A 13,321-nucleotide genomic window follows, 5' to 3' on the forward strand; every position below is an offset into this window, starting at 1 on the left:
ATTGCAAAACGAGAATTTGTAAAACGGCCTCCTTTTATGACTTGGCGCATACCCCTCGGGGGTACTTGATTTATACCCCCTGGGGGTATATCTTTGCAACATGAGCACGGTCGATGTGAACCCAACAGATTTGAAGTCCGCAGAGTTGAACCCGGTGGACTTGAGCATTGCGCAGCCCGGCATCGAGATCGAGGACGGGGCGCATTCCCAACACGGTTACTCCCCCAACAAGGACGCCTACCTTCGGCGCCTCAAGCGGATCGAGGGCCAAGTACGCGGTATTGCGCGCATGGTCGAAGAGGACAAATACTGCATCGACATCCTCACGCAGGTCTCGGCAGTCACCAAAGCCCTGCACGCCGTGAGCCTCGGGCTCATGGAGGAACATATTGGGCACTGCGTAGTCGGAGCCGCATCGGAATCAGATCCCGTGGTTCGCGCAGAACAAATCGACATCAAGGTCAAGGAGGCCGCCGATGCCATCGGGCGCCTGCTGCGGTAATCCCGCAAGCTCTCACCACACCATCCAACTCACCACCAAGGAGCACGCCGTGGGCCACACAGCCACCATCCAAACTAACGTCAGCGTTTCCGGAATGACCTGCGGGCACTGCGTTTCAGCCGTTAGCGAGGAAATCGAGTCCTTGGCCGGCGTGGAAAGTGTTGAAATCGATCTGAACGCCGGCGGAATCTCCACGGTCACCATCACCTCCACCCAGGAGTTGTCGCCGTCCGAAGTCGGCGAGGCCGTCGCCGAAGCCGGCTACCTGGTAGTTGCCAACGAGGCCTAGGGGCCAGCGTGAGCGATCAGGGCATCTTGCACCAGCAAGGTACACGCGTCATCGAACTCGACATAGAGGGCATGACGTGCGCATCGTGCGTGGCCCGCGTGGAGCGGAAGCTGGGCAAACTCGACGGCGTGGAAGCCTCCGTGAACCTCCCCCTCGAATCAGCCCAGGTAACAGTTCCGGCAAACGTCACCGACCAACAAATCGTGGAGACGGTCAACGCCACGGGCTACAAAGCCTGGATCCGCGAATCAAGGCCAACGCCATCCATCACCAACCACCACGAACCCAGCACGCTCGGCGCGCCCGAGACCGACGCCGGGCACCTTGGCGAACACGGGCACGGTGCCGCCGCGGCTGCCGACCACAAAGCGCAAGCGCAGGGCGAGCACGACTTGCGCACCCACGAAGACCACATGCATCACGGTCCGGCCGCCGCCAAGTTACGTCCAAGGCTGATCGCCGCTGCCATACTGACGGTCCCGGTCTTCGCCATCTCGATGATTCCGGCATTGCAGTTCCCGCACTGGGGATGGGTCGCCGCCGTGCTGGCACTTCCGGTGGTGACGTGGGGTGCTTGGCCCTTCCACCGCGCCGCAGCCATCAACGCCCGCCACTTCGCCTCCACCATGGACACGCTTGTCTCCATCGGCGTCCTGGCCGCGTACCTCTTTTCGGCTTGGCAGCTTTTCGCCAACCCGATGATGACGGAGCACCCCGGCATGGAATCCACGGGGATGGGCGGCGGGCTGTACTTCGAAGTTGCCGCCGTCGTCACTACGTTCCTACTCCTTGGCCGCTACCTTGAGGCCAACGCCAAAGCCAAGGCTGGCGATGCCCTTAAGGCCCTCCTGAATCTGGGCGCCAAGGACGCAACGATTCTGCGCGACGGCGTCGAGCACAAGATCCCGGCCGAGCAACTCGTGGCCGGGGACATCTTCGTGGTCCGTCCCGGCGAGAAGATTGCCACCGACGGCGTGGTGACGGACGGTGCATCCGCCGTCGACGCTTCGCTGATCACGGGCGAATCCGTGCCGGTGGAAGTCGGCCCGGGCAGCCAGGTTACTGGTGCCACCATCAACGCTTCGGGACGCCTGCTGGTCCGCGCCACGAGAGTCGGTTCCGAGACAACACTGGCGCAGATGGGGCGTCTGGTCAGCCAAGCGCAGACGGGCAAGGCCCCGATTGCACGGCTCGCGGATCGTATTAGCGCCGTGTTCGTTCCGGTGGTGCTCGTCTTCGCCGTCGTTACTTTCGTGCTGTGGCTCGTCCTGAACGGAGACCTCAATGCCTCGTTCACGGCGGCAGTTGCGGTGCTCGTGATTGCGTGCCCGTGTGCGCTCGGCCTCGCCACACCAGTGGGCCTCCTGACCGGAACCGGTCGCGGTGCGCAACTCGGCATCCTCATCAAAGGCCCGCAGGTGCTTGAAGATACCCGCACCGTGGACGCCATTCTGCTGGACAAAACGGGTACCGTGACCACCGGCAAGCTGGCCGTCGGACACACGGTGGCGCTGAATGGGCACTCTCCTGCCGACGTCCTGTCTATCGCGGGTTCTGTCGAGGCAGCTTCGGAGCACCCTATTGCGCAGGCCATCGCCGCTGCAGCCAAGTCTGCGGTGCCCGACGCCGGCAGGCTCCCTAACGTGAAGGACTTCAGTTCCGCCCCGGGCGGGGGAGTTCGCGGGACAGTTCCGGCGAACGGAACCGGAAGCGGAGCTGAGCGCATTGTTGTCGCCGGCAGGACCGGCTGGCTGGAACAGAACGGGATCTTCCCCGACGATTCGCAACGCCAGGCCCTGGTCGCTGAGGAAGCCGGTGGCGCCACCGCCATCTGGGTTGCCGTGGATGGCGAGCCTGCTGGAATCGTCACCCTCAGGGACACCGTCAAACCCGGTTCGGCCGCAGCGATAGCAAGGCTCAAGGAACTTGGAATCCGGCCCATGCTGCTGACTGGAGACAACGCCGCGGTCGCTACCCAAGTGGCTGCCGCCGTCGGGATCGCCCCGGAAGATGTGTTCGCGGGCATCCTGCCGGAAGGCAAAGTGGACGCGGTAAGGAAACTACAAGCCCAGGGCTCCACCGTTGCCATGGCCGGGGACGGAGTCAACGATGCAGCGGCCCTCGCGCAAGCCGACCTCGGGATTGCCATGGGTTCGGGCACGGATGTTGCAATCGAAGCTTCGGACCTGACCGTGATGGGTAGCGATCTCGGCCAACTCGTTCAAGCCATCGAGCTATCCCGGAAGACCCTCACCACCATCAAGACGAACCTGTTCTGGGCGTTCTTTTACAACGCCATCGGTATCCCCGTGGCGGCCCTTGGTTTGCTCAACCCAATGATCGCCGGCGCGGCGATGGCAGCAAGCTCGGTCCTGGTGGTCACGAACTCGCTACGGCTCCGGTCGTTCGCAAAATAGCTCCGACCCACTCGGCTGACTCACAGTTGCTGTCGCAAACCGGCCGGTAAGCGACACAACTGCCAGTCAGTCCGGGCCTAAGCCGTTCCGAAACGAACGGCAGCCCGGGCCTTGGCTTTGGCCGCCTCCTCGTCGCGGCTCCGCGCTGGCGCGTGGGTCACAAGGGAATCGAGCAGATGCTGGGTAATGTGCGCGATCTCGTGGACGGCCTCAGCGAAGGCCTCCTCGTTCGCCTTGGACGGCTTGGTGCTGCCACTGATTTTGCGCACGTACTGAAGGGCTGCAGCTTCCACCTCCGCCGAGGTGGCCCGTGGCTCGAAGTTGTGAAGGGTGTGGATGTTGCGGCACATACCAACATGCTAGGCCCAGGCCCGGTCTTCCGGGATCCCTGAAATGACGTTGTGCCCCCGGAGCAGGCTTCCCGCTAACACGGTGAACCCAGAAGGTCCGGACGCTGCGGCGCCCGGACCTTCTATCGTTAATGCGGTCCTCACTAACCGCCAGCGGGGTCAACAACCAATCGCTAGCCCGCACGGGGATCGGTCTAGAAGACCCTCTCGGAAGGAACCGGCTCGACGTCGTTCGCGTGGTCAAGCTCCCGGGCCACCTCATGCTTGCCGGGCTCCGCGGCATCACGTTGGTCAGCCCGGAGCTCGTCAACGCGAACCAAAACCACTCCGCACACGATGAGCGCACCACCGAGGAGCTGGATGGTTCCGGGCAATTCGGAAAGCAGCAGCCACGCCCACACCACAGCGAACAGCACTTCAGTGAGCGAGACAAAGGACGCCACCTTGGATCCGAGACCGCGGGCAGCCATGATCCCCGTGACGTAGGAAAGCACGGTAGACAGGATGACCAAGCCCGCGATGGAAACCCACCACGGCGTGGTCCACGGCCCGAGTTGGGTGTCCGCGTTGGCGAAAGTCATGGATAGCAGTCCGGTCCCACCGGCAATCCAGATCAGGATGGAACCTGCCATGAGCCCGCCGGAGGCCAGGACGATCGGCGGAAGCGCGTCGTTCTGCTTGGCTGTGATGAAGAAGTAAATGACTAGGCAGACGGCCGCGGCCATGCCCCACAGGACGCCGGCGAAGTCCACCTTCACGGAACCGGTCAGGTCAAGCACCAGGACGAGTCCACCAAGGGAAAGCAGCGTTCCGATAGCGGTGAGCGCCCGGGGACGGCGTCGGCTCGCTGCCCACAGCCACAGCACGATCATTGTGGGGGCGAGGTATTCGAGCAGCAGCGCGACCCCGACGGACAGCCTGGACACTGCATTGAAATAGAAAAGCTGGCATCCCGCAACGCCAATCACGCCAAACAAGAGAATGGTGAGCCAGTTGTCCTTGAGTTGGTGCCAACGGCCCCGGAGGGCGACGACGGCGGGGATCACCAAGATGAGTGCGGCACCGCTCAGCCGAATGGCAACAGCAGCACCGGGGGTCCACCCGGTTTCCAGCAGGGACTTGGCAAATGAGCCGGACAGACCGAAGACCGCTGAGGAGAAGAGCGCGAGCCCCAGGCCCGATGCCATGAAACCTCCAGCACCAGCCCGGGTTGTTGCAGCTGACACAGCAGCCTCCTGTCAGGAGTAAAATGGGTTACGCTGCTGACAATACCCCCGAGAGATGTAAGGAGTCAAAGTGCTTTTTGCACCTGACACTGAAGTGGCGCTGCGCAGCGTGGTCAATTTGATCAATACGTCCGCCAACGGCACCGAATCCCTCACGAGCGTCGCCGACCTTAACGCCTTCCTGGACGCGGAAGAATTCACCGGGACAAGGGCCGGGACCGAGGCCGAGCTACTCAGCGTGAAGCGCCTGCGGAGCCAGCTCGCTTCCCTTTGGACCTCCGATGAGGATGCGCTCGCAAAGACCGTCAACCAGCTCCTCACCGACGCGCGCGCGCTCCCCCAGCTGGTCAAACACGACCATTGGGATTGGCACCTACACGCCACCACTCCGGAAGCGCCCCTCGCCGAACGCATGGGGACGGAAGCTGCCATGGCACTCGTAGACGTGATCCGCAGCAAAGAAATGGACCGCCTACGGGTGTGCGCCGCGGACGATTGCGACGCCGTCGTGTTGGATTTGAGCCGCAACCGCTCCAAGCTCTATTGCGACACCGGAAATTGCGCCAACCGCACGCACGTGGCCGCCTATCGGGCCCGGAAAGCGTCGGGAACAGATTGAGCCAACGGAGTCAGTCACGTCCGGCAACTTTTCGGAGCCGACGACGGCGGTCTGCCGCGTGTTTCCGGGCTTGCCGCGGTGGCCAGGCGGATAAAAGTTGCGCGGCGTGACGCGAACCTGGCCAGTAACCTAGCGCGGGCCGGCGTCGGGGTTTTCCGTCTCGCTGCCCGATTGGGGGGCCGCAGAACCGTGGCCGTGGCCCGGCTTCCTGGAACTCAGATTGACGCCCGAGCCCTTGCCGAGATGCTCGGCGTTTTCCTTGTGGCTCATGGAAAGCATGGCCGCGATAACAAGGCTCACGATAAATGCGATGCCGGCACCGGTAAAGGCGAGATCAAAGCGCGGAGTGCGGGCACTACCACCGGAGGCGAAGATCAGCACGGCGAAGAAGATCACGACGCCCCAGAACGCGGAGAACATCAGCGGTCCCTTAACCGAGGTCCGCGTCTTGCGCGGCTCTCCTGGTTTCTGGTCAGCCAAGGTCATTCCTCCAATGTGGCGTGGGTGCTGGCGCCGTGCGCGCCGTGAGATTTCTACGCAGAGTAGAACGTACGACTACTAGTTTACGGCCTCGGCGGAGGGGGTTCGCCCATCGTGCCGCAGGCTCAGGCCGGAAAGCACCCACAAGACCCCCGAGACGATGGCACCACCACCGGCAACACCGAGCAGTGCGTGTGCCCCGAGGCTGATGAAGAACGGCAACGCCACGGCGGTACCGATTCCCACCACTCCGGAAATCATCCAGTCGCGGGCAAGCACGTGCCGTCCGCGCTGACGGAATCCTTGGACCAGTTCGGACAACCCCAGCACCAGCAGTCCCACGAGCGCGGAAACCGCCACCCCGGTGTCGGATTGCGTGATCAAGGCGCCAACTCCGCCCAAAGCAACAACGACCGCTACGGCGGCAGGAGCACTGACGGCGAGGAACGCGGCGCCCGCCGTTGCCAGGAGATAGAGTCCCGCAGCCCAGGCGAGAACTTGTACGGACGGCGAGCCCCAGAACACGGTCACGGCTCCGAACACCAGCGCAACGCCGGCACGGAGAAGGACGGGTTTCCAGAGTCCAGCTGCTGTGGGCGTGGATGAAGTCGCTGAAGAGGCGGGGAGAGTCACCCGTCCAGTTTAGTGCGAACCGAGGACCATCCACTTGTCCGTGCCGGCCCGCAGCCCCAGCGTGACTCCACGGGCCAGCATGTAGCCCAGCGCAAACGCTGCCCACAGCCACGCGAGCCCCGACGCGCCGTCGGGCCTTGTCAGGTGGACTGCGGCCAAAAGGGGCAGATAAACCGCAAGGTTCACGACGCCGGCAATCGCCAAGTAGCGGGCGTCGCCTGCGCCGATCAGGACGCCGTCCAGGACGAAGACGTACCCGGCGAGAGGCTGCCCGACGGCGAGCACCCACAGCGCCGCGGTGAGCGAGGACTGAACGCCGGCGTCGGGAGTAAAGAGGAAGCCCGCCCAGGGTGCCGCCACCGCGAGGAGCGCGCCGGTCACCACGCCGAAGCCCACGCCCCACCGGATCATCGTGCGGGTGAGTTCGCGAGCCCGATCCGGATGGGAAGCTCCGAGTTCCTTCCCGATGAGGGCCTGCGCGGCAATCGCCAAGGCGTCCAGGGCGAAGGCAAGGAAGGAAAAGATAGTCATCGCGAGTTGGTGCGCGGCGAGGTTCACCGGACCCTGGGAAGTGGCCACCAGGATCGTGGCCAGGATTGCCAGGCGCAGGCTGAGGGTGCGGAGCATGAGCCAAGAACCGACGGTGGTCATCGTGCGGATGCCACGCCAGTCCGGACGCAGCGAAACGCCATGGCGCCGGGCATTTCGGCCCACCATCACCAAATAGACGGCAGCCATGGCCCATTGCGCGATGCTGGTGCCGATGGCGGACCCCGCCACGGACAAGTGCAGCCCGTAGACCAGGACCAGGTTGAGGGCGATGTTGAGGGCGAAGCCCGCCGTCGCGACCACCAAGGGGGTGCGGGTGTCCTGCATTCCGCGCAACACACCCGTGCCGGCGAAGATCAGGAGCATGGCTACGAGTCCCGGCATGGACCAGCGCAAATAGTCCACGGCGTATGCCCGGACCTCGCCGTTGGCCCCGAGTAGCCCGACCAGCGGTTCAGCTGCGAGGAAGCCGGCCGCCGCCAGGACCGTGCCCAGCAGCAGGGCCAGCCACACGCCGTCGCGCCCTGCGGCGAGCCCTTTAGTAAGCTTTCCGTCCCCGATGGCCCGCGCCACAGCCGGAGTTGTCGAATATGCCAAAAAGACCATAAGTCCGACGGCGGTGTGCAGCACCGTGGAAGCCAGCCCCACGCCCGCGAGCTGCGGGACGCCGAGGTGCCCGACAATCGCAGAGTCGGCCAGCAGGAAGAGGGGTTCGGCAATGAGCGCACCAAAAGCGGGGACGGCCAGGCGCAGAATCTCGCGGGCGTTGGAGGGCGCGGTGGGACGAGTCACTGTTTGGGGCACTTTCCCAGCCTAGCCGGGCAGCGGCGAGTAGATTGTTGAGGTGTCGCTTGAGCATCCCATTACCGTTTCCGTTGCCCGTACCATCACTCCCGGCTACACCCGCCAAGCCAACGCCTGGGCCCATGCAGGCCAGGAATTGGCCCGTGAATGGCCCGGCTACCTCGGTTCAGGGTGGGTGCGCACGGCCGCCGATTCCGATGAATGGCACATGCTCTACCGCTTCGCCGACGCGGAGACCCTGCAGGCTTGGGAGGAATCCGAAGAACGCCGCTGGTGGATCGAAAGCGCCACCGAACTCATGGAGGTTACACGGGTGGAGCGTCGTTCCGGGATCGAGGGATGGTTTTCCCAACCCGGCGATGTGAACCTCATCGTCCCGGAGACGGTGGTGCCTCCGCGCTGGAAGCAGGCCGTCAGCATCTTCCTGCCGTTCTTTCCGTTGAGCCTGTTGGCCAATTTCCTGCTCCACCCGCTAGTCCAGGGTTGGCCGTTGGTGCTCCAAGTGCTGCTGAACATCTGCGTCCTGACGCCACTCATGGTCTACATTTTCCTGCCCGTCACCACGCGGCTTCTGAAGCCATGGCTGGAAGCAAAGCGCAGGGATCAATAGCGACACAGGGTGGTGGAGACGGTTCGGCCACGTCACATTTGTTTGACACTTCAAGCAAAGTTCGAAAAGCTTGAGTTGAAGCTTCAACAAATCGGCTCCTGCCGTGGAGCTTCTCGACAGTCAACCGCTACCCGAAACCGGTGCAATCATATGAACCAGTCCACCCTGACCAACACAGCCCTTACCGTCCTGCGCGTCATCGTCGGCTTCATCTTCGCTGCGCATGGCTGGCAGAAATTCAATGAGTTCACCATCGCCGGGACCCAAGCCGCGTTCGGCAAGATGGGCGTTCCGGCCGCCGACGTTGTAGCCCCGATCGTTGCAACCATCGAACTGGTCGGCGGCATCGCCCTTATCGCGGGCGTGCTGACCCGCGTCTTCGCCGCCCTCCTTGCGCTGGACATGCTCGGCGCCCTGTTCCTGGTCCATGCCCCGGCCGGCCTGTTTGCCGACAAGGGCGGGTACGAATTGGTGCTTGCACTCGCCGCCGGAGCGGTGGCCGTGGCCCTGACCGGCGCCGGGCGGATCTCCGTCGACGCCGCAGCCTTCGGCAGGAAGGGTTCCAAGCTGGGCATCCTCGCCTAAGATCGGCGTGCGCTTTCGCGCTGGCGACACCTAAACTGGCTGGCGATACCCGAATTGGGCGTCGCCAGCCGTTTGCGCATCACAGACCGACTTGGGCGTCGCGGATCCGTTTGGGCGTCGACAGTCCGTCATACTGCGCATCACGATCCGCGCCGTCGATACACTCACGTCATGAGCGAGTTCCCCTCCCATTCCGTCACGCTGCGGTTCCTTGCTTCCCCCACCGACGTCGGACACAGCGGGTCCGTCGACGCCGGAACAGTTCTTGAGTGGGTGGACAAGGCCGCCTACGCGGCAGCCGTTGGCTGGTCGAAGTCCTACTGCGTCACGGCTTACGTGGGCAACATCCATTTCGCCGATCCCGTGAACAGCGGAGACATGGTGGAGGTGGAAGCCAGCATCGTCTACACGGGACGCTCTTCAATGCACATCCGGACCATCGTTTCCTCCGGCGATCCCAAGGGCGGCCCCGCAACGATGCGCAGCCAGTGCTTGGTGATCTTCGTTGCCGTCGGCCCCGACGGCAGGCCGGTCCCGGTTCCCCAGTTCGAGCCGTCGACGCCGGAGGAGATTGAGCAGCGAGACAGTGCCCTCGCCAGGATCGCCGTGCGGGAACAGATTGTCGAAGCCATGAACGCACAGGAATATACCGACGCCGGTACGGCCGAGCGGGTTGTTCTGCGCTTCATGGCGGCCCCCACCGATGTGAACTGGGGCGGGAAGGTCCACGGCGGCATGGTCATGAAATGGATAGACGAGGCCGCCTACGTCTGCGCTTCCCGCTATTGCGGCAAGGACACGGTGGCCGTGTTCTCCGGCGGCGTGCGCTTCTACCGCCCGCTCATGATCGGCGACGTGGTGGAGGTCGAAGCCCGCCTCGTGTACACGGGCCACAAAGGCATGCACATTGCCGTGCACGTGCGTTCAGGAAACCCGAAGAGCCGCGAGATGAACCTGACCACATACTGCCTGACAGTCATGGTGGCCCGGGATGAGACCGGCACGTCCGTTCCGATCCCACCGTGGATACCGCAGACGGACGAGGACCGGCGACTTCACGCCCACGCCCGCGAGCTGCTGGAGATCCGCGGAGGGGCGCCGGGAAACCGGATGCCGGACCACCTGCTTAATGGCGGGTAGGTACGCAGGTCTATACTGCCGACCGGAGCCCGCGACGTCGGCCGGAGTTAGAACCCGCCGCCGGTCTCGCCCGCCATGTTCGCGAAGCGGGAGTAATGGCCCTGGAAGGCAACCACAATGTCCTTTGTTGGGCCGTTACGGTGCTTGGCGATGAGGATGTCGGCCTCTCCAGCGCGGGGGGATTCCTTGTCGTAGACGTCTTCGCGGTGAAGCAGGATGACCATGTCGGCGTCCTGCTCAATGGAGCCTGATTCACGAAGGTCCGAGACCATGGGCCGTTTGTCCTGGCGCTGTTCGGACCCACGGTTCAACTGGGAGAGCGCGATGACCGGAACCTGGAGCTCCTTGGCCAGCAGCTTGAGGGCTCGCGAGAATTCGGAGACTTCCTGCTGGCGTGACTCCACCTTCTTGCCAGAGCTCATGAGCTGGAGGTAGTCGAGGATCACCAGTTTGAGGTCATGCTGCTGCTTCAGGCGGCGGCACTTGGCCCTGATTTCCATGAGGGACATATTGGGGCTGTCGTCAATGAAAAGGGGTGCGTCGTTCATGCGGCCCATTGTGGTGGCGATCTTGGACCACTGTTCGTCCTTGATGGTGCCCTTGCGGAGGTCCTGAAGGCCAATAGTTGCCTCCGCGGACAGCAGTCGCATGGCGATTTCGTTCCGTCCCATTTCCAGGGAGAACATCACGGTGGCGAGGTTGTGCTTGATGGCAGCGGAACGGGCGAAGTCCAGCGCGAACGTGGACTTACCGACGGCCGGGCGCGCGGCGATGACGATCATCTGGCCCGGGTGCAGACCATGGGTGAGCTCATCAAGTTCGTAGAACCCGGTGGGGACACCGGTCATGCCTTCACCGCGGTGGCCGGATGCCTCGATCTCGTCAACAGTCGATTCCATGACGTCTTTGAGCGCCACGTAGTCTTCCGCGGTGCGGCGTTCGGCCACGGCATAGATCTCGGCCTGGGCCTGGTTGACGAGGTCTTCCACCTCACCGTCCTGCCCGTAGCCCATCTGGACGATCTTGGTGCCGGCGTTGACGAGGCGGCGCAACACGGCGCGCTCTGCCACGATTTCGGCGTAGTAACCGGCGTTGGCCGCCGTGGGCACGGTCTGGATGAGCTCATGCAGGTAGGCGGGGCCACCGATCCTGTTGATCTCACCGCGCTTGGTCAGCTCATCCGACACCGTGACGGCGTCCGCGGGTTCGCCGCGGCCGTAGAGGTCGATGATGGACTCGTAGATGGTCTCGTGGGCCGGGCGGTAGAAGTCATGGCCGCGGACAAGTTCCACGACGTCGGCGATGGCGTCTTTGGAGAGCATCATGCCGCCAAGAACTGACTGCTCAGCGGGGATGTCCTGGGGAGGTTTGCGACTGGCGTCCGATGTCCGGCCACCCTCGATCGAATCCAAGTGCGTAACTGACAAGCCGTCCTCCATTGTGTACCGCTGCAGATAACTGTTCCCGGCGGTGCGGTAGGCCAATGCCCCGGTGCGGGTTGCTCCGACCGCCCGATTTATGCCGGCTGGTCCAAACTGTTTCGCAGGGCACCGACAATTTAGGATTCCCCGATTTCCACAGCTTTTCCACAGACCGGCCGCGGGCACGCTGGTTACCGACGGCGCCATGGCGCCGCACACGAGAAACAGGGGTTTTCCAAGTACCTAAAGCAGGTACTCAGCCACGTTAGCCCTGCTTTTCCGAGGCACCAAGCCGGGCTTGTGGATAAAGTGTTGAAAACATGCCCCTACTTGTGCACAGTCTGTGCAGTACCCTGTGGAAAGAGAAATTCTTTTTGCGGAAAATGGGCCCTGAGCTGGGGAAACGTCCTCCGGGCCATGTGGATCAAAAGTATTTTGTCCCGCCGGTCATCCACAGGCCAATTCGCCCAATCCACACTCCCGGGCCCACTCAATGGCCCGAAGCGCGATAAATATGCCAAAAATGTGATGCTCCCCACAATCACTCCGCGAATTTGACAGCAGGCTCTCAGAAGCTATGCCGAAACAGGAATGTGCTGTGGATAACTGCGTTCTGACATAAGCTCTAAGTATGGGTTTCACTGTTGGGGATGTACTGCTGGTCGCAATGCCCGTTGTCATCCTTGTGGCGGTGATCTGGGCTCTGACGGCGGCGTTCAAGCCACGCGACACAGGGTTGTCCGACGCCGAACGGTATCAGCGGGAGTTGGCCGCCCGTTCGGCAGCCCATCAGGCCGCCCAGGTGCAGGCGGCAACGGCGGCAAGGGCACGCATCGATGCGTCCACAAGGCCAAGCCAGAACGCACAGCAACAGTCCCAGCAGGACAGCCAGTCGCGGGCGGCGCTTAAGGCACAAGTCGGGACCAGCCCTGGGGTCGGCCAGGCTGGCTACAACGGCCCCATCCTGCCCAATGGGCAGTTGAATCCACAGTTTGCGTTGCAGTTGCAGGGCATGGTCCGCAGTGGACAGAAGATCCAGGCCATCAAGCTTTTCCGCCACGAAACGCACTCGGACTTGTTGACCGCCAAGAACTACATAGATCGGCTTTAGCGCATGGAATCCCTACTCGTTCCGGTCATGATCCTGGTGGCCGTCGCCGTCGGCGTGCTCCTGATCAGCCGCGCGCTCTCCCGCCGCGCAGCAGAACGTCGCGGCAATGCGGCCGCAGGCAAGTCGGCAGTGGACCCGGTGGAGCTGGCCCGCGAGGCCGCGGCGAAACTGAGCGAGGATCAACACCGGCTGCTGTATTCCCTGATCGCCCAAGGCCAGGCCATGGCGGCCATCAAGCTGTATCTCAGCGCCACCGGAGAAGGCCTGCGTGCCTCCCGGGACGCCGTCGGCGCCCTCGCAGCGCATCCGCAGCCCTTCCGCAAGCCGGAGCCCGCCCCGCAGGACCTCTTGCCCGACGATGACGAGCCTGAGCGCTTCCCGTACCGCTACCGGGCGATCGCCAGCAAGGGCGACGTCACACGCGAGGTAAGCAGCAACATGCTCAACGATGAAATCTACGGGCGGATCCGCACACTTGCCAAGAGCGGCGACGTCGAAGCCGCGGCGTTGGCCCTGACTAAACATTCCGACATCAGCATGAAGCAGGCACTCGAGTTCATCGAGCTGCTGGACGACTGATACCGG

15 protein-coding genes are annotated in these 13,321 nt (G+C 63.3%); 9 read left to right on the plus strand and 6 right to left on the minus strand.

What is annotated here, in order from left to right:
• Positions 1–145 precede the first annotated feature (145 nt).
• The 3 genes from LFT43_RS20250 (at position 146) to LFT43_RS20260 (ending at position 3,208) form a co-directional block, all read left to right on the plus strand.
• Positions 146–502, plus strand: coding sequence for a metal-sensitive transcriptional regulator (locus LFT43_RS20250; RefSeq protein WP_395803197.1), 357 nt, complete (start codon positions 146–148; stop codon positions 500–502).
• A 94-nt stretch (positions 503–596) separates the two neighbouring features.
• Complete coding sequence (locus LFT43_RS20255) at positions 597–791, plus strand: heavy-metal-associated domain-containing protein (RefSeq protein WP_395803199.1); 195 nt, start codon at positions 597–599, stop codon at positions 789–791.
• 8 nt (positions 792–799) lie between these two features.
• A complete protein-coding gene (locus LFT43_RS20260) occupies positions 800–3,208 on the plus strand; it encodes a heavy metal translocating P-type ATPase (protein WP_395799949.1) in 2,409 nt (802 codons plus the stop codon).
• 77 nt (positions 3,209–3,285) lie between these two features.
• Here the strand turns inward: LFT43_RS20260 and LFT43_RS20265 are convergent, their stop codons facing one another.
• Entirely contained in the window at positions 3,286–3,558 is a 273-nt protein-coding gene (locus LFT43_RS20265; protein ID WP_395799951.1) for a DUF2277 domain-containing protein, read from the minus strand.
• Positions 3,559–3,752: 194 nt separating this feature from the next.
• Positions 3,753–4,784, minus strand: coding sequence for an EamA family transporter (locus LFT43_RS20270; RefSeq protein ID WP_395799953.1), 1,032 nt, complete (start codon positions 4,782–4,784; stop codon positions 3,753–3,755).
• 70 nt (positions 4,785–4,854) lie between these two features.
• On the opposite strand from LFT43_RS20270, the gene LFT43_RS20275 reads away from it, so the two are divergent.
• Entirely contained in the window at positions 4,855–5,403 is a 549-nt protein-coding gene (locus tag LFT43_RS20275; protein WP_395799955.1) for a CGNR zinc finger domain-containing protein, read from the plus strand.
• Positions 5,404–5,532: 129 nt separating this feature from the next.
• On the opposite strand, the gene LFT43_RS20280 is transcribed toward LFT43_RS20275, so the two are convergent.
• The 3 genes from LFT43_RS20280 to LFT43_RS20290 all read right to left on the minus strand — a co-directional run bounded on the left by LFT43_RS20280 (position 5,533) and on the right by LFT43_RS20290 (position 7,869).
• Complete coding sequence (locus LFT43_RS20280; RefSeq protein WP_395799957.1) at positions 5,533–5,889, minus strand: hypothetical protein; 357 nt, start codon at positions 5,887–5,889, stop codon at positions 5,533–5,535.
• A 72-nt stretch (positions 5,890–5,961) separates the two neighbouring features.
• The gene (locus LFT43_RS20285) at positions 5,962–6,516 is read right to left on the minus strand and encodes a hypothetical protein (protein ID WP_395799959.1); all 555 of its coding nucleotides are present in this window, start codon (positions 6,514–6,516) and stop codon (positions 5,962–5,964) included.
• A 9-nt stretch (positions 6,517–6,525) separates the two neighbouring features.
• On the minus strand, positions 6,526–7,869 hold the full coding sequence (locus LFT43_RS20290) for an MATE family efflux transporter (RefSeq protein ID WP_395799961.1): 1,344 nt from the start codon (positions 7,867–7,869) through the stop codon (positions 6,526–6,528).
• A 40-nt stretch (positions 7,870–7,909) separates the two neighbouring features.
• On the opposite strand from LFT43_RS20290, the gene LFT43_RS20295 reads away from it, so the two are divergent.
• The 3 genes from LFT43_RS20295 (at position 7,910) to LFT43_RS20305 (ending at position 10,204) form a co-directional block, all read left to right on the plus strand.
• The gene (locus LFT43_RS20295) at positions 7,910–8,479 is read left to right on the plus strand and encodes an antibiotic biosynthesis monooxygenase (RefSeq protein WP_395799963.1); all 570 of its coding nucleotides are present in this window, start codon (positions 7,910–7,912) and stop codon (positions 8,477–8,479) included.
• 150 nt (positions 8,480–8,629) lie between these two features.
• Positions 8,630–9,064: a DoxX family protein gene (locus LFT43_RS20300; protein ID WP_395799965.1), complete on the plus strand. Its 435-nt coding sequence runs from the start codon at positions 8,630–8,632 to the stop codon at positions 9,062–9,064.
• Between the two features lie 171 nt (positions 9,065–9,235).
• A complete protein-coding gene (locus LFT43_RS20305; protein ID WP_395799967.1) occupies positions 9,236–10,204 on the plus strand; it encodes an acyl-CoA thioesterase in 969 nt (322 codons plus the stop codon).
• 47 nt (positions 10,205–10,251) lie between these two features.
• Here the strand turns inward: LFT43_RS20305 and dnaB are convergent, their stop codons facing one another.
• Positions 10,252–11,631, minus strand: a complete 1,380-nt coding sequence (gene dnaB / locus LFT43_RS20310) for a replicative DNA helicase (RefSeq protein WP_265978081.1) — start codon at positions 11,629–11,631, stop codon at positions 10,252–10,254.
• 625 nt (positions 11,632–12,256) lie between these two features.
• Between dnaB and LFT43_RS20315 the strand changes: the two genes are divergently transcribed.
• Together LFT43_RS20315 and LFT43_RS20320 are read left to right on the plus strand one after the other, a co-directional pair.
• Positions 12,257–12,736 carry a hypothetical protein gene (locus LFT43_RS20315; RefSeq protein WP_395799969.1) on the plus strand — a complete coding sequence of 160 codons (480 nt, stop codon included), beginning with the start codon at positions 12,257–12,259 and terminating at the stop codon, positions 12,734–12,736.
• A 3-nt stretch (positions 12,737–12,739) separates the two neighbouring features.
• The gene (locus LFT43_RS20320) at positions 12,740–13,315 is read left to right on the plus strand and encodes a hypothetical protein (RefSeq protein ID WP_395799971.1); all 576 of its coding nucleotides are present in this window, start codon (positions 12,740–12,742) and stop codon (positions 13,313–13,315) included.
• The last annotated feature ends 6 nt before the right edge of the window (positions 13,316–13,321 follow it).

This window comes from Arthrobacter sp. FW306-04-A, from assembly GCF_044358315.1.
Classification (GTDB): domain Bacteria; phylum Actinomycetota; class Actinomycetes; order Actinomycetales; family Micrococcaceae; genus Arthrobacter.

Coding starts and splice junctions, on each gene's coding strand:
- LFT43_RS20255 (WP_395803199.1), top strand. CDS start 597: ATGACCTGCGGGCACTGCGTTTCAGCCGTTAGCGAGGAAATCGAGTCC.
- LFT43_RS20265 (WP_395799951.1), bottom strand. CDS start 3,558: ATGTGCCGCAACATCCACACCCTTCACAACTTCGAGCCACGGGCCACC.
- LFT43_RS20280 (WP_395799957.1), bottom strand. CDS start 5,889: ATGACCTTGGCTGACCAGAAACCAGGAGAGCCGCGCAAGACGCGGACC.
- LFT43_RS20300 (WP_395799965.1), top strand. CDS start 8,630: ATGAACCAGTCCACCCTGACCAACACAGCCCTTACCGTCCTGCGCGTC.
- LFT43_RS20305 (WP_395799967.1), top strand. CDS start 9,236: ATGAGCGAGTTCCCCTCCCATTCCGTCACGCTGCGGTTCCTTGCTTCC.
- LFT43_RS20315 (WP_395799969.1), top strand. CDS start 12,257: ATGGGTTTCACTGTTGGGGATGTACTGCTGGTCGCAATGCCCGTTGTC.
- LFT43_RS20320 (WP_395799971.1), top strand. CDS start 12,740: ATGGAATCCCTACTCGTTCCGGTCATGATCCTGGTGGCCGTCGCCGTC.